This window comes from Virgibacillus sp. L01 (assembly GCF_052246775.1).
GTDB lineage: Bacteria > Bacillota > Bacilli > Bacillales > Amphibacillaceae > Lentibacillus.
Window position 1 is genome coordinate 20,206 of the sequence record NZ_JBQQCP010000002.1, and the last position, 19,481, is coordinate 39,686.

Genomic DNA, 19,481 nt, shown 5'->3' on the forward strand with positions numbered 1-19,481 from the left:
TAGAAATAATGGGGGTGGTTCCATGAGTTTGTCAGCAATTTTTGCAATGGTATTAGGTATAGTTATTACATGGGGGTTACCAATTGCGGTCATCATATCAATTATAATTTTATTTAAAAAAGTTAATCGTTTAGAGAAGAACAGATAAGAAAATTGAGGAGTGATGAACATCAGAAAAGTTTCGGTAGTTTTGGGAATAACAGCCGGTATCTCCAGTATTGTCCTATGGTTTGTCCTAAACTTTTACAACCCTTATTCGAATCCAACTGAATTAGCTCCTGTAGTAAACACATTCTTCATGTTGTTGCTTCCTGCTTGTTTAGCGATAGTTGCTTCTTTAACGTCAAAGAATATCCTAATGTTAATCGGATTTTTGTGGTCATTACCAGTAAGTTTATACGTAGTCTTTTCACCTGGAATTTTTGCCTTGTTTGGAATCACAAGCATTGCTTATTTGATTAGTTATCTATTGGTGCGATTAGCCAATCTGCCCAGTTTATTTAAGAAATCTTACTAAATTAGCAGGTACAAGAAGAACTTTAAGTAGCTGTTACATGATTCTCTTATTTTTAGAAGTAACTATTTAGCTTAAATAGAAGTCAAAATGAATTGATAAATGTTGGGAGAATGAGTATGTTAGAAACCTTATCCATTATCAGTGACAGCGTTGTGGAGTTAGTGGTTTACTTCTACTTAATTTTCATAATTTAATTAGTAAACAACTTAAGGTGATAGAAAAGGTAATAAATTTATTGAACTAACAGGTACTTGGTTAAACAAGACGCCTTTATTGAAGCAATTATTTGAAATAGTAATTGATAATTTTCCAGTTAATTTGAATTAATTGGATTAGCTGGGTAAAAGGGAGATTAAAAATGAAAACAACAGAAGACAAAAGATTTATCATTGAGGAAAAATCAGGCTATAACTCAATAATAGGAAGATTATTATCCATGATGGATTACACACGAATGACTACGCTAGAAGCAGTAAATAATTTAACAGCTAAAGAGCTTGATTATCGTATAGATGTGAAAGGAAATTCAATAGGTTGTCTTTTATACCATATGGCATGTGTAGAAGAAGTTTATCAAATTATCACATTTGAGGAAAGGGATCCTACTGAAAAGGAATTACAAAAGCTTGAGGTAGGCTTGAATCTTGGTGATAAGGCCCATCAAATAATTCATAATAAAGAAATTGAATTCTACAGAGAGCAGTTAAACCGCGTCCGGGAACACACGTTAGAAAGGTTCAGGGAAAAAGAGGACAGTTGGTTAGATGAAGTATCACCCTTCGGCCCTAATAATGTAGCTAATAACTATTTCCGCTGGTTTCATGTATTTGAGGATGAACTGAATCATCGCGGACAAATCAGGCTAATTCGTCAGCATATGAAGAGAAATCAGGAAGGCTAAAGTTTAGGTGGAAAGGGCTAATTCTTAGAAAGATTAGTCTTTTATTAATAATTAATATTAAATAGACGGGTGGGGGTTATTAATTGCAATTTTTTATTGGAATTGTACCTTCAGATGAATACAAAATGAAATTAATAGATTTTCAGCATAAATGGAAAAATAATCGGCTACCTGATGTTGTTGAACCACATATAACTCTGAAGGCACAAGGTGGATTAACCTCAGATGAAAAGTGGTTACAGAAGGTTAAAGAAGTATGTTATAACTTTCACCCTTTTGAAATAACAATTGATAAACCAATGTTTTTTGGTGATGAAATTCTTTACTTAAGTGCTGCTTCCTGTGAGTTATATAAATTACATAACAGTATAGTTCGAGTGATTTCACCTTCCAGTGATTTAATAAAGAAATACTTTGAACTTAAGGACTTTGTACCACATATGACCTTAGGTAAAACGAATCATGGTTTATCACAAATGGAACTTAGAAATATGAAAAGCACGGCAGAAACTGAACTTAGTCCATTTCCAACCTTTGAGGTTAGATTTGTAAGGGTTTATCAAGAAATTGAACCAAATAAATATATAAAGTATGTAGATATACCTTTAAATTAATTTTTGCTTCAAAGATTGGAAATGGGGAATAAATTCTATTGATTATAATGATAAACGGAGCATTTGGTGTAGGGAAAACCACTATCTCTAATGAACTTGTTAAAGATGTCGAAGGTAGTATGATTTTTGACCCTGAAGAGGTTGGGTTTATGTTACGAAATGTCATCCCCGAGGATGTAAAGCAACTTGAGGCTAAGACAGGTGATTTTCAAGACTTGCTTTTATGGAAGGAGTTAACTGTTAATGTAGCAGAATCATTAATAACCAAATGTAAAGTTAACCTTATAGTGCCTATGACGATTCAAAAACCAGAATACTTGGATTACATTATAAATGGATTTAAAGGTATCGATCAACAAACGTACCATTTTTGTTTGACAGCAAGTAAGGGTACTATTTTTGAAAGGCTACGGGATTGGGGAGAGGAAGATGGGAATTGGTGTTTCCGGCAAACTGATCAATGTTTAAAATCTTTTAAGGAAAACAATTTTGAGGAGTACATCGATACTGAGAATGTTGAGGTCTCCAATATTATAGATATTATAAAGGATAGGCTGTCCATCGAAGTTATTTAAAATAGAGGGAAAAGTACATATGAGTTTTTTGATAGTTGCAATCTTGTTAATATATTTATTTGATTTCACGAAACTAAGAAAGCAAAATCAGACGATAATTGAACAGAATGAAGAGGTTATTTCTCTACTAAAAGATATTAAAAAATAACAGCATCTTTGTAATGGTGAACAATAAAATGGAGGTCGTATTATGAAGATTATTACTAATGGAGATAGAAGTTTTGATTTAGAAAAGTTACTCGCTAAACCTCTATTTGCTCATTTAGCCACGGTCGATAAGGATGCCCCGAGAGATACACCAGTTTGGTTTCACTGGGAGAAACAGCAGCTTTGGATAATTGGTACACCTTCAGATACCTTCCCAAAGCGGATAAAGAATAATCCAAAATGCGCGATAGGGATTGTCGACTTTGACCCTGAAACGGGATTGGTTTTACATGCTGGGTTTAGAGGAACTGCAGCAGTTATGCCGTTTGATAATATAATTGCAAATCGGCTGCTTTCACGTTATTTGGGGCAGGATGAAAACAATTGGGATCCACGTTTTAAAAATTTAAATAAAAGTAACGTCTTGATTCGTTTCACACCTGAAACTGTTGTTGTTCGGGATCAGTCATATTTAGCAACCTGAAGATGTTTATTATAGACGTCTAACGAATTCTTAGTAGGAAAAGGGAGGTCAAAATGTACTTAAAAATATTTGAGGACATTATTAGTATTTTACAAAACGATTATGCGGGTTGTTTGGATAAGAGGGGTTGGGATAATCCAGATTTTTACCGTGACAAAATACGGGGATCAGGCAATATGAATGATGAAAAGTTTGAGGGAATTGTTCAAGATTATTTACTGGATTTTAAAGATTTACATATGGCGTTTAAATATACCGCACAATCAACTGAAATGGAAGATGAAGTTAGGTTTGCCGTTAGAAGGTATGACGATTTACTTTATGTTGTGTCTAGTGCAAAGGAAGATAGAGTGAAAAAAGGTTATGCTATAACAGCGTTAGATGGCTCAACAGTTCCAGAATTAGTAAATATTCATAAAAGAAGATTGATGGAAACGGAGGCAGAACGGGAAAATTGGAGTGCGATTCTTCCGCAATACAAAAATGCTGAGGTTATAAGTGAATCAGGGAAATCTTTTACTTTTGAACTCAAGAAGTCTCCAAAAGAAAGCTTCCAGCCAGAGTATTCAATAAAAGAAATCTCGGAGGATACATTATTTTTAACATTAACAGACTTTATGAATCATAATGCTATCTCAAAGTTAATCGATGAAAATCGTTCACTTTTAACTTCTCGTAAAAACCTGATCATTGATGTTCGTGTAAACAGAGGTGGAAGTGACTTAGCTTATTTTGATTTACTTCCTTTTCTTTTTGAAGGAGAAGGAAAAGAAATAGATTTAAATGGATTTGATGAGGGTTCTATGTTAACCAACTGTACAAGTCGAAATGTAGAACTGAGAACACATTTGCTTAAAAGTGCTTTTTCTTCTATTGAAGACGAGGTAACACGAAATCAAATAAATGCTTTCATTAAACAATTAGAGGAGAACAAGGATAAGGGCTTTGTTGAACTTGATTTTGGAGAAATGGATGGTAGTTTTTCAATTAAAACCAAATCTGGTCCAGAACAAGTTATTCTTTTGACTGATGTCTATTGCGGAAGTTCAGGCGATTCATTTGTTGAGCTTTGCAAAAATTCTTCAAAGGTCACTGTAATTGGAAGACCAACATTAGGTTTAAATGATTATTCTAATCTTGCCATTATGAGTTGGGAGAACAAATTCAAACTATCGTATCCTACGTCAAAATTATCCACCGTTGATAAAGGAAAGGGTATGAGAGGCGTTGGAATCCAACCTGATATTTATATTCCCTGGACACCTGAACATATAGACGTGGATTTGGATGTTAGAAAGGCACTTGAGTTAATTTAATTGTAGGGGTGGGATTTAATGGGACATTTAATTCTTTCTGGTGGTGGAGATAAGGAGCAATCGAAGGAAATTGATTTGTATTTTATAAAACACATTAATCCGAAAAAACCAATGTTATATATTCCTATCGCAATGAATGGTGTTATCCCTTATGAAGAATGTTTCAAATGGGCGTATAGTGTTTTTAACCCACTAGGAATAGATATCACTATGTGGACCAATGTAGATAATAAATCTTTTGATGATCTTAAACAGTTCTCGGCAATTTATATCGGTGGCGGAAATACGTTTAACTTATTAAGGGAGTTTAGGATATCTCAATTTGATATCCTTTTAAAGGAATACATAGTGACTGAGGGTATTGTCTATGGAGGGAGTGCTGGAGCGATAATATTGGGTTCAAACATTATGACCTGTGCTCATATGGATCCAAACAACACAGATTTACAAAGCATTAATGGGCTTAATCTTATAAGTGACTATTCCATTTGGTGTCACTATGAAGCTGGAAATGAAAGTTTGATATCGAGCTTTATCAAAGATTATAAGAAGTCTGTTATTGCATTAAGAGATGGAACTGGTGTCGCTGTTAGTGATGAAGGTATAAAAGTAATAGGGAATTCATCAGCCATTTCTTTTACTAATGAGGGGAAAGAAATGGTTCATCCAGGTTCCTTTATTTAAAGTACTTCTTCTTGAAATTAACCAGATTAAGCGGGGGATATAATGAATGCAGGAGAGAAAGTAGCAATCGTTGCGGATATTCATGGAAATAGTGCGGCTTTGAAGGCTGTTTTGGATGATATTGATAAAGATGAACAAATTAAACACATTTATTGTCTTGGGGATTTAATCGGTATTGGTCATGAAACAAATGAAGTTCTTGAGTTGTTATTTTCCCGTAACGATATATCTTTTGTGATGGGAAATCATGATGAAGCAGTTTTAAAAATACTTGATGGAAATGAGCCAGGGAGTGTTGGAGATGAGAGGGAGCATCATAAATGGATTGCCTCAGGGCTGGATGAGAAACTTATCTCTAGGCTCAAAAGTATTCCAATGAGACAAAATGCAAGAATAAACGGAGAGAACTTTTTGTTTATACATTATCACTTGAATGCACAAGATGAATTTTTGCCAATTGATAATCAGCCAACTTCAAAAAGACTTGATGATATTTATGAATTAACTGATGCGGATGTTATTTGTTTTGGACACCATCATACAGTTCATCATTTTAAGTCTAAAGAAAGACTTTACCTTAACCCGAGTTCATTAGGTTGTACCCCTAAACCCCTTGCACCATATGCTAAATTGCAGGTTGGGGAATTTGGTCAAATTAATGTTTCTTTTATTGAAGTATCCTATGATAACAAGGAATTTTTACTTGGATATGAAAAGTTGAATGTTCCAGCTGGAGATGATATTCTCAAAAATTTTCATGGTAACCAACATTTAAATATATCTAAATAAGAGGAGATTTTATAATATCCACAAAAAAAGGAAAGTTTCTGGAAGAATTCAATGAAGCATTCTTAAATGGCAATATGGATTATGTTGTTGCGAATATTACAGATGATATTCAATGGACTATTGTAGGAGAGTCACCAATACAGGGGAAAAGTGATTTCACGAAGGCTTTTGAGATGATGTAACCAGGTGGAACACAGGAGTTAAAAATAAGCAATATTATTACACATGGGATTACTGCTGCTGTGGAAGGCACAGTAAGAGTTATTGATGAATCTGGCAGTCTTAAGCTATATGCCTTTTGTGATATTTATCGGCTTAATAGGTTCAAAGATCCAAAAGTAAAGGAGTTAACATCGTATGTAATGGAAGTAAATGAATAGCGCAAAAAAATTTTATATAAAAGTCTCCCTTTTTATGACTTTTTCTGTTAGTATATGCTAAGTGGAATGACGCAATCAAAAGTGGGGGGACAGAGTGATGAAAAATACGTTAATTACAATTATTTGGATTACTGGCATTTATTGTTTTTGTCATATTTTATTTGATTTAAATACGAACCAATCATTAGTATTGTTAGGTAGGGATGTGCAGATTACGATTAGTCTATTAACTAGGGTAGTTGAATTACTATTTTTGGTTAGTCTGTTCACCTATACATTTAAGTATACGGAGAAAAGTCCAGCAAAAAATTGTCATTAGATCAAAAGAAGCTTGCAGAGAAATCGATTCTCTGCAAGCTTCTTTATTTATTACTTGTTATAAGTTCCCCAGACTTCTTCACTCAGATTAACAATATATTTCAGTTTATTCCATTGCTGCTCTTCCGTTAACTTATTGCCGTGATGTGTTGAAGCAAAGCCGCATTGTGGGCTTAAAGATAGTTGCTCGAGTGGTACATATTGTGATGCTTCCTTGATTCGTGCTTTAATTGTTTCTTTGTCTTCAAGTTCTCCGTTCTTTGATGTTACAAGACCTAATACGACTTGCGCACCGCCGTTTGGAATATGTTCTAGTGGTTTGAAGTCACCTGAGCGATCGTCATCATATTCCAGGAAGAAGCCGTCTACTTTTTCTTTTGCCAATAATGTAGGAGCGATTAGGGAATAACTTCCTTCAAATGCCCAGGTAGATTGGTAGTTTCCTCGGCATAAGTGTGTTGTGACAATTAAGTCCTCAGGCTTATTCTCTAAAGCGCCATTAACTACTCGTAACGCCAGGTCAATTAAATCTTCTCTTGAATATTTCCCCTCATTAAATGGGATATCTGGAGCGGATAGTCCAGCGATGTATACATCATCTAATTGCAGGTATCGTACACCGGCATCGTAAAATGCTTTGATCGCATCCTGGTAGGTTTTAATAATATCACTTGCATAGTCTTCGATGTTTGGATAGATATCTGTATTATGAATGCGAGCGTTAAAGAGCTGGTTAGGACTAGGAATAGCTTGCTTTACGAGTGCCCGTCCATCAACAATTTCGTTTAAATCAGTGAAATCTTTTAGGAATGGGTGGTCCGGATTAAATGAAACCTTACCAGTATTCCGTACGTCATATTTCTCTGTTTCCAATCCCTCGAATTGGTATCCTTGCTCAGGTACATATCCTTCAATTCCGTTTAGATGCTCTAGAAAGTCCAAGTGAAACCATGTACGGCGAAACTCCCCGTCTGTAACAACTTCTAAGCCAAGTTCAATTTGCTTATCAACAACACGCTTGATTTCTTTTGTCTCGACCTCTCGTAATTGTTCTGCTGTAAGTTTGCCTTCCTTGTATTCTAGTCTTGCTTTGTGTAAATTATCCGGGCGTAGTAAGCTTCCGACGTGCTCTGCTCTGAATGGTGGTGCTTTTGTTAATGATACTGACATGCAAATTCCTTCTTTCTGATTTTAAAAATTAATTTGTATTAGTTAAAATCTTTACGCTTTTAACCGGTAGTTCTGATTATGTTCTTGGAGTGTTTTATCTGTCCCGAACAAGAAATGCTTTTCCATGTCTGGGGAATATTTCGAGTTTACTGTTTTAACTCCTACAGCTTCAGCTACTGAACGCAGCATTGCTGGTGAGGCACCGCAACAAAGGCCAATATAATTTATCCCGATGTCGTTTGCCTCTTTTGCCCAGGCTGCCAGTTCGTATCGGTTATGGTAAAGCGGGTCAAGTGCAGTCGGAAAAGTTGTTTCTAAAGGCAGATGGCAGCTGCATCCTCCATCCGGTAAATTAAAGAATGTCGGGTTTTCATCAGTAGTGCGGTATGGGATAGGAAGTCCACCCACATAGCCATCTACATTGTTACGTATGTCAGCAAGGTAAGGCTGCATTGTTTCAGGACCCCGGAAACAATTCATGCCCACAACCAGTGCGCCATTTTCAGAAAGAATTTTACATGATTCTTCTACAGTGTAGCCATCCCTTAATACATTTTCTCCCATTAGTCCGAACGTGATGACTGCTGGTAGGTCCTGTTTCAAAATTTCTTCCAGGGCTATTTGTGCCTCTTCATGGTAATAGAATGTTTCCCCATTAATGAAATCGACGCCCTCTTCCTTGCACCATTTTATCATTTCGGCAAAAATACCTCTGACTTTAGTCTTGGATTCAGGGTCTTCGGGATCGAAAATATTGGTATTTGAGATATTTCCAGCCACCAACGCTTCTTCGCTGGGATGTTCTTTAGCAACCTCTTTTGCTAAGCGGACAGCATTTCGGTTTAATGGCTCTAGTAGATCTTCTTTGCCAATAATACGCATTTTTTCCCTGTGTGCATTATACGTAAAGGCTAATACAACGTCTGAGCCTGCGTACATATAATCTCTATATGCCTGTTTAAGCGCTTCTGGGTTATCAAGTGCAACCTCTGGAACAAATGATCCTGCTTGCAAATACCCTCTACGTTCTAATTCAAATAAATACCCTTCTCCAACAATAACAGTTCCATCTTTTAAACGTTCTTCTAAATTACGCTTCAATCGTTTTCCTCCTCTTAAATAAAATAAAAAAGCCCACTTCTGAAAATAGAAGAGGGTTTGTTACCGTTAAGTATCACTCTCCTTATCTTCAAGCTTTAAGCATTTCAGCTTCTGGAATTAGCACAGTATTTAAAATCTGTTGCTGAGGTTTCAACGGGCCAGTCCCTCCACCTCTCTGGATAAGAAAATTATTCAATTTTGTATTATTGAATACAATACAACTCTTGCAAATGAATGTCAAGAATATTTTTAGCATTTGAATTAATTTCATCATTCAATAATAAAACAGTAAATCCAAACTATTTGTAATTTGCTATCCCTGTTGATTTCCACTGCAGGCGGACGCTTTCCATGGGCATGGCTTGAGCCTCCTTGCCCCGGCAAGAGGTATGCCGGCGTCGTCCGCAAAGGACGGTTTTTCATTTAGTCGCACTGCGGGGTCTCAAGGCTCATGCTCATTCCGCTTGGTTCAATCGCAAATACATTTGCTATTCCCGCAGGAGTTGCCGCCCTCCGTTTCAATCAATGATAAAAGTACTTTGAATGAGCGATTTTCCTTTTGATAAAACACATTTGTCCAAGCTTATATATTTTCAACTTCTCTAACTAAAGCTTCCGGTCGTTTAAATGTATAACACTAAACACAATTGTGCCCACGGATTTGCCGGATCCTCATTCCGCTATTTACCCTTTTTAGCCATATTTTTAACTGATATTGGGTAAATAACGGAACGAGGATCCGCTTCAAGCCTAACAGGACGGTTTTTCACCCATTTAACGGAACCACGATCCGCTTCATTACTTTGAGATTCACATTCCGATAACCTTTCTTCTCATTTCTGCCACTACCTCTCTAATAATCAACATAATAGGATCGGAATTGGATTGGACTAGATGAGAGCTCGAAATCAGTAGAATTCGCCTCAGGATCAGCGAAAATAAACACCATCAAAATTTAAATCCTTTTTCAGGGTTGTTTGAACGTGGTATATGTTAAAATTGCGTTAGAGAGTTGTTGTAGAGGAGGCCAATCCATGAATGTCGTATCCATTGACTTTGAGACGGCGAATGAAAAAAGAAACAGTCCCTGTGCGATCGGTGTTGTTGTCGCCAATGAAAATGGAATTGTTGATGAATTTTATAGTTTAATAAATCCAATGATGCATTTTAGTTCGTTTAATACGCGTATTCATGGGATACGAGAGGAAGATGTGGCAGATGCGCCGACGTTCGCAGAATTGTGGCCGACGCTCAGTGATTATTTATCTCATAACATAGTTATTGCGCATAACGCCAGTTTTGATATGAGTGTCATTCGAAATACATTGGATTACTTTAACCTTACATATCCTGAAATGGATTATCTTTGTACGGTGAATATTTCAAAAAGAATTTGGCCCGAGTTAAAGAATCATAAGTTAAATACGGTAGCTGGTTATCACGGCATTACTTTTGAGCATCACCATGCACTTGAGGATGCTAGAGTTGCTGCCAAAATTTTAATGAAGGCTTTTGAGACATACGAGACAGATGAAATGGATATATTTCTTAAGAGGTGCAGTATTTCGAAAGGGAGAATTTATGAACGGGGTTACTTTCCGCCGAAAGTGAAGCGGACGAAAAAGAGTAGAAAGCTTTATTTCTAAAATATATCAAGGGGAGTTGGATTGCATATGAAGATACTTGTTGTAGGTGCAGCTGGGACAATTGGCAAAGAGATTGTAAGAGAACTAGGAGAGAATCACTCAATAATTCGTGCTGGACGAAATGGGGCAGATGTTTCTGTTGATATTACTTCCGAGGATAGCATCAGAGAAATGTATAAACAGATTGGTAAAGTGGATGCTGTAGTCAATGCATCTGGTGGTGCAAATTTTACAGCTGTTTCTGAATTAACACCGGAATTAAATGAAAAAGGAATTGAAAGTAAACTTAAAGGGCAAATAAATCTTGTCCTGCTAGGTATGGAATATGTGAATGACGGTGGCAGTTTTACGCTAACAACAGGTGTGATGATGGATGATCCGATTCCACTGGGTGCGTCTGCAGCAATGGCAAATGGTGGTGTCAAGGCGTTCGTTAAAGCATCATCAATTGAAATGCCTAGAGAAATTCGCATAAATAGTGTAAGTCCTAATATTGTGCAGGAATCATGGGAAAAGCTTGGTAAATTCTTTGCAGGGTTTGATCCAGTTCCTGCAGGTCGTGTGGCTCGTGCATTTGTTAAAAGTGTTGATGGTATGCAAACCGGTAATAATTATGAAGTCTATTAGGAGGAATCAATGTGGCAGATCTTAAATATGAGGTAATCGAAACAGTAGCTGTTCTATCAGAGTCGCCAAAAGGATGGACAAAAGAGCTTAACTTAGTAAGCTGGAATGGGCGTGATCCCAAGTATGACCTGAGGGATTGGTCACCAGACAAAGAGAAAATGGGAAAAGGGGTTACATTGACGGAAGACGAATTATACAAATTGAAAGCTGCATTATCTGAACTCGATTGATTTCACGCAATATTGTGTATGGCACTGGGTCCAAAGCAATCTTCTTGTTTTGGACTCGCTAATTTGCGTAACAAACGTACAAGTTTTCTGCATAAATGTTAACAATAATGTAAAATAGCGGTAATACATAAAATAGGAACGAATTGGAGGACATGAAATTGAATACAAAACGTTGGATTGCGCTTGGTGTAGCGGTTGTTTTATTTGTCGTTTCACTAGGTTTTCAGGCTGTAACAAGTGTAGTTACGGCTGATTTTGAAAAAATGTTTAACTTACCAGATTATTCGCAGAAATTTCAGGAAGAGGTAATTGAGGAAGGAACAGGCAACAAGATTGCAGTACTTGAATTGGATGGAGTAATCCAAAATACATCTACAGCTTCCTTGCTTAATACAGGTGGATATAATCATGAGCGATTCCTGGAGATGCTTGAAGCAGCTGGAGAAGACTCAACTGTTGACGGTATTATTCTACGTGTGAATACACCTGGCGGGGGTGTTGTAGAAAGCGATGAGATACATGACAAAATTGTTCAGATAAAAGAAGAACATGATAAGCCTGTTTATGTATCAATGGGGAATACAGCGGCATCAGGCGGCTATTATGTCTCTGCTCCTGCCGATAAAATCGTTGCGCATTCTGCAACATTAACAGGTTCGATTGGTGTTATTATGGAGAGCTTTAATTTTGCCGAATTTGCTGATAAACATGGTATTAAATTTAATACGATCAAAAGCGGTGAGTTTAAAGACATAATGTCACAGTCACGTAAAATGACTGATGAGGAACGAAAAATTTTACAGACGATGATTGATAATTTATACGGTGATTTCGTGGAAGTGATTGTGGATGGCCGTGATATGTCAGAATCAAAAGTGCGTAAATTGGGTGATGGACGTGTGTATACCGGTGAACAGGCTAAGAATAATGGCCTTGTTGATGCGCTAGGATCGCTTACCGATACGATTGCCATGATGAAAGAAGATAATGGCTGGGGTAATGCAAAAGTGATTGAATATAAAAAAGGCCTTGAAATCAACGAATTTTTAGGTGGAACATTACAAGGAATGTTTAAAGGACAAACAGAATTATTCGGTATTAAGGAATTGTTGCGTGAATCCAATGGGCCACGCGCTATGTACTTATATTCTAAATAAGGGGGTGCCGTCATGAGTGAAAATGAAGTGGAATATACTGAGAGTGTTGATTACAGATATGCTGGATTCTGGATGCGGTTCTGGGCATATCTAGCTGATTTAATTATTGTATTTAGCATTAACGGCATCCTACTTACTCCGTTTAAATTTATCAATGATGGGGCTGGTATTGACGTAGGTTTTTGGACAATGGCTGGTATCGCTAGTGGTATTGTACTGTATTTGTACTTTCTTTTGATGACGAAATATTTTGGTCAGACGTTAGGCAAAATGATATTTGGCCTGCGCGTTATTCGGGAAGATTCACAGTCGCTAATGTGGAAGGATCTTCTGTTTAGAGAAGTTGTCGGCAGGTTTATTCATCGTGTATTTTTACTTACGGGTGTATTATATGTTGTCGTTGCTTTTACTCAGGAAAAACAGGGAATACATGACATGATTGGCAATACGCGGGTTGTGTTTGATAAGTAATAATAAGTCCGGGTGCGATAGTGCCTGGACTTTTAGGAAGATAAGGCTTGCGATAAGCCAAGTTTACTAAAAATGGAGGGTTTATATGAATAGTGATGAAGGTTTATTAATGTTCCTTGCCGGATTTTTGCTTTTGATTCTTTTTTTATTAGTAGTAGCAATTGTATTTCATATTTTAATGGCGATTGGACTATTTAAAATGGCTAAACGGGAAGGCAAAAGTGATCTGGCATGGATGGCATGGATACCGATTGTTAATACCTTTTTAATTACGCAGCTTGTTGAGAATGATGTACATGAATCGCTGCGTGGTAAATTTACATTGGTTTATGGCGTAACGATGGCATGTGCATTTTTCCTGTCCTGGTTTATACCGTTTGTTGGTCTTGCCTCAAACATTCTATTAGTTTATGGGTTTTACTTTATCATTAAAAGATATTCTAAAAATGAAACGCTTCAACTTGTATTAGTAATTGTTACATTTATGATTACGATGCCAATTCAGTTCTTTTTATTTAGAAATAGAGAACCAATTGATAAGGAGGACGAAATAATTTTTAAAAGTGAATGATTGATTTTTCCTTTTGAATGATGATACGATAGACTTAGAAAAAATAATTAGGAATCACATGTTACTGACTTGATTAGGCATGGTGGTATTTTGAGAGGGACATAGGTCTCTCTCTAAACCGCCATGTCTTTTTAATTTAGGCGACTTTTGCACATACTTAACTTAAAAGGAGGAATGTTGTTATGTTTAAAAATCTGTTTAAGAAGGAAAGTTCAAACACGAAAATATATGCACCAATTAACGGCGAAATTGTATCTTTAGAGGAAGTTCCAGATCCGGTTTTCAGTCAGAAGATGATGGGAGAAGGAATTGCGATTAAGCCAAATAAAGGACAGGTTTATTCTCCGGTTGAAGGTGAAGTCGTTCAGATACCCGAAACAAAGCATGCAATTGGACTGCGGACAGGGGACGGAATCGAAATTCTTATTCATATAGGGCTAGAGACAGTCTCGCTGGAAGGGAAAGGTTTCACCATTAATGTCAGTACTGGCGATAAAGTGTCAGTTGGTGATTCGCTGATGGAATTTGATCTGGAATATGTTCGGAATAATGCTTCAAGTGATATATCTCCAATTGTGATTACAAATGGAAAGGATACTGGTAAATCATTCAGTATGACTGAAGAAAAAGAAAGTACGGCTGGAGAAACGGTAATAATCACAACTTCTGAGCAGTAATCTTTGAATGAAAAACTTGCTATGAAGGATGTGGACTCAGGTGAAAATAAGAAAAATCTTAAATAACAATGCGGCAATTGTTATCGATGAGCAAGAAGAAAAGATTGCTATTGGAGCTGGTGTGGCTTTTGGTAAGCAAAAAAATGACATTGTAATTCCTAACAAGGTAGAGAAGTTGTTTGTCCTAAAGGAGAATGAAAAGCTGCAGCAGCTCTTACTTAGGATACCAGAAGAGCATTTCACCATATCAGAGGAAATAATTAACTATACGGAAAAGCGCTTGGGAATAGAGTTAAGCGAGCATATCCGTGTGCAACTGGCAGACCATATTTCATTTGCAATTGAACGGGAACAGACTGGCATCAATTTAAAAAACAAGTTGTTGCAGGAAATTAAGATTTTGTACAGGGAAGAATTTGAAATCGGTTTATGGGCAATTGAGCGCATTAAGGAAAAGTTTCACATAGAGATGCCTGCCGATGAAGCAGCGTTTATTGCGCTCTATATTCATACGATGAAACTTCAAGGGGGTGATATTCACGAAACGGTTAAGCAAACGACTATAATTCAGGATATGGTGCAGACAATTAAAAAGTATTTAAATATTGAGATTCATGAAGCTGACATATCCTATGAACGGTTAGTGACACATTTGCAGTTTGCGTTAAGCAGAGCGAAATGGTATGAGAGTCATGTGATGGACGAAGAGATGTTTGAAATGATCAAGAAAAAGTACAGTTATTCATTTCAATGTGCACAAAAAGTTGCTCAGGATTTATATACTACCTATCAAATTGAGCTTCCTGAAGAAGAATTGGGATACATCACGCTCCATATTGAACGGTTACGAACACATTAATTGAACAGCTTATTGAAAGAAACTGAACTCATTCTTTGAAAACGAATTCATATTTTAAGCAGATGTATCAGAATTCACATTTATGAAATATTAATCTATGTAAGGAGGAATTTATCATGATGAAGTATTTACAGAATCTTGGTCGCTCATTAATGCTTCCGGTTGCGGTATTACCGGCTGCGGCGATTCTGATTGGTATTGGAAATTGGATTTTAAACTTCGCTGAAGGTAGTGTTGTTGCCACATATCTTACCAATGGCGGTATAGCTATTATCGGCAGTCTTGGTATTTTGTTTGCAGTAGGTGTCGCAATAGGGATGTCGAAAGAACAAGATGGTGCCGCCGGATTGAGTGGCCTTGTAGCTTATTTGGTTGTAACAAACCTTTTAAATGTAAGCGGTGTTGCTGGCCTTCAGGGTATTGAGGAAGGGTCTGTCAATGCAGCTTTTGGAAATATTGAGAATGTGTTTATTGGTATTTTATCCGGTATTGTTGCCTCTGTTATGTATAACCGATTTAGCGAGGTTCGGCTACCGGACGCACTTGCCTTCTTCAGTGGTAAGCGGCTTGTTCCAATCATGAGTGCGGCTGCTATGATGGTTGTATCAGCTATTCTCTTTTTCGTATGGCCAGTTGTGTATTCAGGACTTGTTTCATTCGGTACAGGTATAAGTGAATTGGGAGCATTTGGTGCTGGTTTATACGGGTTCTTTAACAGATTACTTATTCCAACCGGATTACATCACGCGCTGAACTCGGTTTTCTGGTTTGATGTTGCTGGGATTAATGATATCGCTAATTTCTGGGCAAGTGAAGGTGAAAAAGGCGTTACCGGACGCTACCTTGGAGGATTTTTCCCAATCATGATGTTCGGACTGCCTGCAGCAGCATTAGCTATGTATCATACAGCAAAAACGAAACGTAAAAAACAGACAGCATCACTAATGATGGCTGCTGGGTTTGCTTCATTCTTTACCGGTGTTACCGAGCCACTTGAATTCTCATTCATGTTCTTAGCACCGTTGCTATATGTTGTTCACGCAGCATTAACAGGTCTATCGCTAGCTATTGCGGCAATGTTTGAATGGACAGCCGGATTCAGTTTCAGTGCTGGTCTTGTTGACTATACGCTGAGTTTAGGTGTACCAATTGCCAGTCAGCCACTTATGCTGATAGTGCAAGGTCTTGTCTTTGCCGTAATTTATTACTTCCTATTCCGTTTCCTAATCGTTAAGTTAGACTTGAAAACGCCAGGTCGTGAAGACGATGATGACGTACAAGGTGATGAAGCGGACGATATGGAAAATGTTAATGGACAAGAAGGAGCTAAGAAAGACGAAACAGCTGAAATGGCTGAAAAGATTTATGAAGGTTTAGGTGGAGATGAGAACGTTACAACGGTTGATAACTGCGTATCCCGCTTAAGACTTGAAGTAAATGATATGGATAAAGTCGATCAGGATAAAATTAAAGCAACAGGAGTGCCGGGCATCAATATTGTCGGCAAGCATAATATACAGGTAGTTGTTGGGACACAAGTACAATTTGTTGCAGATGAAATAAGAAAGCTTCGAAAAAAATAATAGGATGGATGCGAGCAGTGCCGGGTGCACTGCTCGTTTGTTTTGGTATTTACTGGATGAGTGTATTAAGGCTTGTGCTCCAGAGTATAAGGGCCTCTAATAATTCATAATATGCTTTCATAAGACAAGTTTTCTAACAGCAAGGGTTATTGAAGGATTTTTATAATTTGGCATTGACATGTAAATGAAAACGTTTTAATATAATATGTAACGGGTTACATGAAAGCTGTTTTTTATTTTTGCGTTTATGTAACGGGTTACATGTGAGGCATGTGACCAGAAGAAGTGCCGGAATCACCAGAAGAGACGCCGGAATCGACAGAAGCTACACCAGTATCAACAAAAGTATAAAAAATCTAAATTACGAGAGTGGTTATTGTGTATGACAACTATCAAGGATGTTGCTAAGCTTGCGGATGTGTCGACCGCTACTGTATCACGTGTTCTGAATAGTAATGGATACGTGAATCCAACCACAAAAGAGCGGGTAAAGCAGGCGATTGAGCAACTGAATTATTTACCGAATGATGTGGCGCGAAGCCTTTTTAAAGGACGCTCGAAAATGATTGCCTTATTTGTGCCGGATATTATGAACCCTTACTTTCCGGAGCTGGCACGAGCTGTTGAGGATGTAACGAATCATCATGAATATACATTTGTTCTTTGTAATACAGATGATGACATTGAAAAAGAATTAACCTATTTGAACGCTTTACAGCAAAAATCGGTGGATGGCTTTATTATTGTGTCGAGTACAATTTCTGAAGAGCACATAAATAAGATTAATGCTCCAATTGTAGCATTGGACCGTATTTTGAGCTCTAAACTTTCTTCGGTAACAGTGAATAATCGTGAGGGTGCAAGACAGGCTGTACAGTATTTAAAGTCAACTGGAGCTAAGCGAATCGCTCATATTTGTGGACCAGATCATGCAGGTAATACGAAAACACGCTTGCAGGGTTATCTTGATGAAGTTAAGAACGATAAATGGTTTTTATCCAGCTACATTGTACCCGGCGAATATAACTTTGAAATCGCCAAACAATCCACGATTAAATTACTTACTGATCATCCTGAAATAGATGCGATATTTGCCGGGAATGACTTGATGGGTGCTGGGGCATTGAGTGCAGCGGCTAATCTTGGAATCAATGTTCCAGCAGATTTGTCGATTATTGGATTTGATGGAATTGCTATAGGTGAGACAACAACACCAGCACTTACAACGATGGCGCAGCCTATTTATGAGATTGGATCGAAAGCTGCGGAAATGCTCATTCAACAAATTACCGACAACCAATCCATAATAAAATCAGAGGAATTTAAAGTTGTATTAAAAGAAAGACAATCAACAAGAGCAAGGAGGTAATGAGATGGCTAAACAACCGAGTGTTTGTGTTGTTGGAAGTATTAACATGGATCTAACCGTGACGACAAAAACGATGCCGATGCAGGGCGAGACCGTACTAGGTGATAATTTCTTCACCTATCCTGGTGGAAAAGGTGCAAATCAGGCAGTTGCTGCGGCAAGAATTGGATCAAATGTTAATTTTGTAGGCGCAGTTGGGGATGACCCATTTGGTAAAACACTATTAGAGCATCTTGAAAATGAAAGCATTAACGTAGATGGTGTTGCAACCGTTTATAGTGCAGCAACAGGCATTGCAAACATAATTTTATCCGAAAATGATAACCGAATTATTGTGGCTTCTGGAGCAAATCTGCTTGTTACACCGGAGTTAGTAGAGCGAAATCTTAATCAAATAAAACAAAGTGACATGGTTCTGCTTCAATTGGAAGTCCCTATGGAAACGGTTCTCTATACGCTGGAAGCAGCAAGTACGTATAACATTCCGGTAATCGTGAATCCCGCTCCATATCAGCCATTGCCAGATGCACTGCTGGAGAAGGCATCCTATTTAACACCGAATGAATTGGAAGTTGAATCGATGAAAAAAGATCCTTTATTTGAAAAGATTCAGGAAAAAGTGATCGTTACACAAGGCAACCAGGGCGTTCAATTTTTCGAAAATAGTGTGAAAAAGCATATGCAGAGCTACTCTGTTGATGTTCAGGATACAACTGGTGCCGGAGATACATTTAATGGTGTGCTTGCAACAGAGCTTGCACGAGGCTCAGCTGTCGGCAAAGCTATTCAGCTGGCGAATGCAGCTGCTGCATTATCTGTTACTAAAGTTGGTGCACAAGGAGGTATGCCAGCAAAAGATGAGGTTGAAAAGTTTTTGCTAGAAAGGAAGAGTTCTGAATGAAAAAGGCAGGCATTTTAAATCGAGATATTGCAACCGTACTTGCGAAGTTAGGGCACACCGATACAATCGTTATCGGAGATTGTGGGCTACCAATTCCAAACGAAGTCCCATGTATCGATTTATCGCTAGAGATTGGCACACCGAAATTCACAACAGTATTTAAAGCTGTGTCAGCAGATATGATGATTGAGGAAATGACGTTCGCAAATGAAATAATAGATAATAATAAAGCTTTACATGATGAAATTTCTGAGGAATATAAAGACATCCCTAAGAACTATATAACGCATGAGAATTTAAAGAAGGAAACTGGCAATACACGGGTGATTATCCGTACAGGAGAAGCTACCCCTTTTGCAAATGTAATATTGAAGTCAGGCGTCATTTTTTAATC

26 protein-coding genes and 1 riboswitch are annotated in these 19,481 nt (G+C 37.5%); of the genes, 23 read left to right on the forward strand and 3 right to left on the reverse strand.

What is annotated here, in order from left to right:
• Nucleotides 1-22: 22 nt before the first annotated feature.
• Nucleotides 23-148, forward strand: a complete 126-nt coding sequence (locus ACTWQM_RS05130) for a hypothetical protein (RefSeq protein ID WP_443257115.1) — start codon at nt 23-25, stop codon at nt 146-148.
• Nucleotides 149-252: 104 nt separating this feature from the next.
• Here ACTWQM_RS05130 and ACTWQM_RS05135 read toward each other — a convergent pair whose 3' ends face one another.
• Complete coding sequence (locus tag ACTWQM_RS05135; RefSeq protein ID WP_443257116.1) at nt 253-447, reverse strand: hypothetical protein; 195 nt, start codon at nt 445-447, stop codon at nt 253-255.
• 428 nt (nt 448-875) lie between these two features.
• Here ACTWQM_RS05135 and ACTWQM_RS05140 point away from each other — a divergent pair, with 428 nt between their 5' ends.
• The 10 genes from ACTWQM_RS05140 (at nt 876) to ACTWQM_RS05185 (ending at nt 6,726) form a co-directional block, all read left to right on the forward strand.
• Nucleotides 876-1,418: a DinB family protein gene (locus ACTWQM_RS05140; protein ID WP_443257117.1), complete on the forward strand. Its 543-nt coding sequence runs from the start codon at nt 876-878 to the stop codon at nt 1,416-1,418.
• A gap of 83 nt (nt 1,419-1,501) precedes the next feature.
• Nucleotides 1,502-2,032 (forward strand): 2'-5' RNA ligase family protein, encoded by a 531-nt coding sequence (locus ACTWQM_RS05145; RefSeq protein WP_443257118.1) that lies wholly within the window; start codon nt 1,502-1,504, stop codon nt 2,030-2,032.
• A gap of 47 nt (nt 2,033-2,079) precedes the next feature.
• Nucleotides 2,080-2,607, forward strand: coding sequence for an AAA family ATPase (locus tag ACTWQM_RS05150; protein WP_443257477.1), 528 nt, complete (start codon nt 2,080-2,082; stop codon nt 2,605-2,607).
• Between the two features lie 19 nt (nt 2,608-2,626).
• Entirely contained in the window at nt 2,627-2,755 is a 129-nt protein-coding gene (locus ACTWQM_RS05155) for a hypothetical protein (RefSeq protein WP_280922960.1), read from the forward strand.
• Between the two features lie 42 nt (nt 2,756-2,797).
• Nucleotides 2,798-3,238, forward strand: coding sequence for a pyridoxamine 5'-phosphate oxidase family protein (locus tag ACTWQM_RS05160; protein WP_443257119.1), 441 nt, complete (start codon nt 2,798-2,800; stop codon nt 3,236-3,238).
• Nucleotides 3,239-3,291: 53 nt separating this feature from the next.
• A complete protein-coding gene (locus ACTWQM_RS05165; protein ID WP_443257120.1) occupies nt 3,292-4,554 on the forward strand; it encodes a S41 family peptidase in 1,263 nt (420 codons plus the stop codon).
• Nucleotides 4,555-4,572: 18 nt separating this feature from the next.
• A complete protein-coding gene (locus ACTWQM_RS05170) occupies nt 4,573-5,238 on the forward strand; it encodes a Type 1 glutamine amidotransferase-like domain-containing protein (protein WP_443257121.1) in 666 nt (221 codons plus the stop codon).
• Nucleotides 5,239-5,280: 42 nt separating this feature from the next.
• Nucleotides 5,281-6,027: a metallophosphoesterase family protein gene (locus ACTWQM_RS05175; protein ID WP_443257122.1), complete on the forward strand. Its 747-nt coding sequence runs from the start codon at nt 5,281-5,283 to the stop codon at nt 6,025-6,027.
• Between the two features lie 242 nt (nt 6,028-6,269).
• A complete protein-coding gene (locus ACTWQM_RS05180) occupies nt 6,270-6,407 on the forward strand; it encodes a hypothetical protein (protein WP_443257123.1) in 138 nt (45 codons plus the stop codon).
• Between the two features lie 97 nt (nt 6,408-6,504).
• Nucleotides 6,505-6,726 (forward strand): hypothetical protein, encoded by a 222-nt coding sequence (locus ACTWQM_RS05185; RefSeq protein ID WP_443257124.1) that lies wholly within the window; start codon nt 6,505-6,507, stop codon nt 6,724-6,726.
• A 50-nt stretch (nt 6,727-6,776) separates the two neighbouring features.
• On the opposite strand, the gene ACTWQM_RS05190 is transcribed toward ACTWQM_RS05185, so the two are convergent.
• Nucleotides 6,777-7,895 (reverse strand): 5-methyltetrahydropteroyltriglutamate--homocysteine S-methyltransferase, encoded by a 1,119-nt coding sequence (locus ACTWQM_RS05190; RefSeq protein ID WP_443257125.1) that lies wholly within the window; start codon nt 7,893-7,895, stop codon nt 6,777-6,779.
• A gap of 51 nt (nt 7,896-7,946) precedes the next feature.
• Nucleotides 7,947-8,996 (reverse strand): homocysteine S-methyltransferase family protein, encoded by a 1,050-nt coding sequence (locus ACTWQM_RS05195; protein ID WP_443257126.1) that lies wholly within the window; start codon nt 8,994-8,996, stop codon nt 7,947-7,949.
• Nucleotides 8,997-9,075: 79 nt separating this feature from the next.
• A riboswitch (SAM riboswitch) is annotated at nt 9,076-9,182 on the reverse strand.
• Nucleotides 9,183-10,030: 848 nt separating this feature from the next.
• On the opposite strand from ACTWQM_RS05195, the gene ACTWQM_RS05200 reads away from it, so the two are divergent.
• The 12 genes from ACTWQM_RS05200 to rbsD all read left to right on the forward strand — a co-directional run bounded on the left by ACTWQM_RS05200 (nt 10,031) and on the right by rbsD (nt 19,479).
• The gene (locus tag ACTWQM_RS05200) at nt 10,031-10,642 is read left to right on the forward strand and encodes a 3'-5' exonuclease (protein ID WP_443257127.1); all 612 of its coding nucleotides are present in this window, start codon (nt 10,031-10,033) and stop codon (nt 10,640-10,642) included.
• A 27-nt stretch (nt 10,643-10,669) separates the two neighbouring features.
• On the forward strand, nt 10,670-11,269 hold the full coding sequence (locus ACTWQM_RS05205; protein ID WP_443257128.1) for a short chain dehydrogenase: 600 nt from the start codon (nt 10,670-10,672) through the stop codon (nt 11,267-11,269).
• 11 nt (nt 11,270-11,280) lie between these two features.
• Nucleotides 11,281-11,499 carry a YdbC family protein gene (locus ACTWQM_RS05210; protein ID WP_443257129.1) on the forward strand — a complete coding sequence of 73 codons (219 nt, stop codon included), beginning with the start codon at nt 11,281-11,283 and terminating at the stop codon, nt 11,497-11,499.
• Between the two features lie 158 nt (nt 11,500-11,657).
• Complete coding sequence (sppA, locus tag ACTWQM_RS05215) at nt 11,658-12,656, forward strand: signal peptide peptidase SppA (RefSeq protein ID WP_443257130.1); 999 nt, start codon at nt 11,658-11,660, stop codon at nt 12,654-12,656.
• 12 nt (nt 12,657-12,668) lie between these two features.
• Nucleotides 12,669-13,127, forward strand: a complete 459-nt coding sequence (locus ACTWQM_RS05220) for an RDD family protein (RefSeq protein WP_443257131.1) — start codon at nt 12,669-12,671, stop codon at nt 13,125-13,127.
• Between the two features lie 85 nt (nt 13,128-13,212).
• Entirely contained in the window at nt 13,213-13,698 is a 486-nt protein-coding gene (locus ACTWQM_RS05225; protein ID WP_443257132.1) for a hypothetical protein, read from the forward strand.
• Nucleotides 13,699-13,880: 182 nt separating this feature from the next.
• Nucleotides 13,881-14,375, forward strand: a complete 495-nt coding sequence (locus ACTWQM_RS05230) for a PTS sugar transporter subunit IIA (protein WP_443257133.1) — start codon at nt 13,881-13,883, stop codon at nt 14,373-14,375.
• A 40-nt stretch (nt 14,376-14,415) separates the two neighbouring features.
• Nucleotides 14,416-15,234 (forward strand): PRD domain-containing protein, encoded by an 819-nt coding sequence (locus ACTWQM_RS05235; RefSeq protein ID WP_443257134.1) that lies wholly within the window; start codon nt 14,416-14,418, stop codon nt 15,232-15,234.
• Between the two features lie 116 nt (nt 15,235-15,350).
• Nucleotides 15,351-16,817 carry an N-acetylglucosamine-specific PTS transporter subunit IIBC gene (nagE, locus tag ACTWQM_RS05240; RefSeq protein WP_443257135.1) on the forward strand — a complete coding sequence of 489 codons (1,467 nt, stop codon included), beginning with the start codon at nt 15,351-15,353 and terminating at the stop codon, nt 16,815-16,817.
• Nucleotides 16,818-17,199: 382 nt separating this feature from the next.
• Nucleotides 17,200-18,186, forward strand: a complete 987-nt coding sequence (locus ACTWQM_RS05245; RefSeq protein ID WP_443257136.1) for a LacI family DNA-binding transcriptional regulator — start codon at nt 17,200-17,202, stop codon at nt 18,184-18,186.
• Between the two features lie 4 nt (nt 18,187-18,190).
• Nucleotides 18,191-19,087: a ribokinase gene (gene rbsK, locus ACTWQM_RS05250; RefSeq protein WP_443257137.1), complete on the forward strand. Its 897-nt coding sequence runs from the start codon at nt 18,191-18,193 to the stop codon at nt 19,085-19,087.
• On the forward strand, nt 19,084-19,479 hold the full coding sequence (gene rbsD, locus ACTWQM_RS05255) for a D-ribose pyranase (protein WP_443257138.1): 396 nt from the start codon (nt 19,084-19,086) through the stop codon (nt 19,477-19,479). Before rbsK ends, rbsD begins: the two co-directional genes overlap by 4 nt.
• The last annotated feature ends 2 nt before the right edge of the window (nt 19,480-19,481 follow it).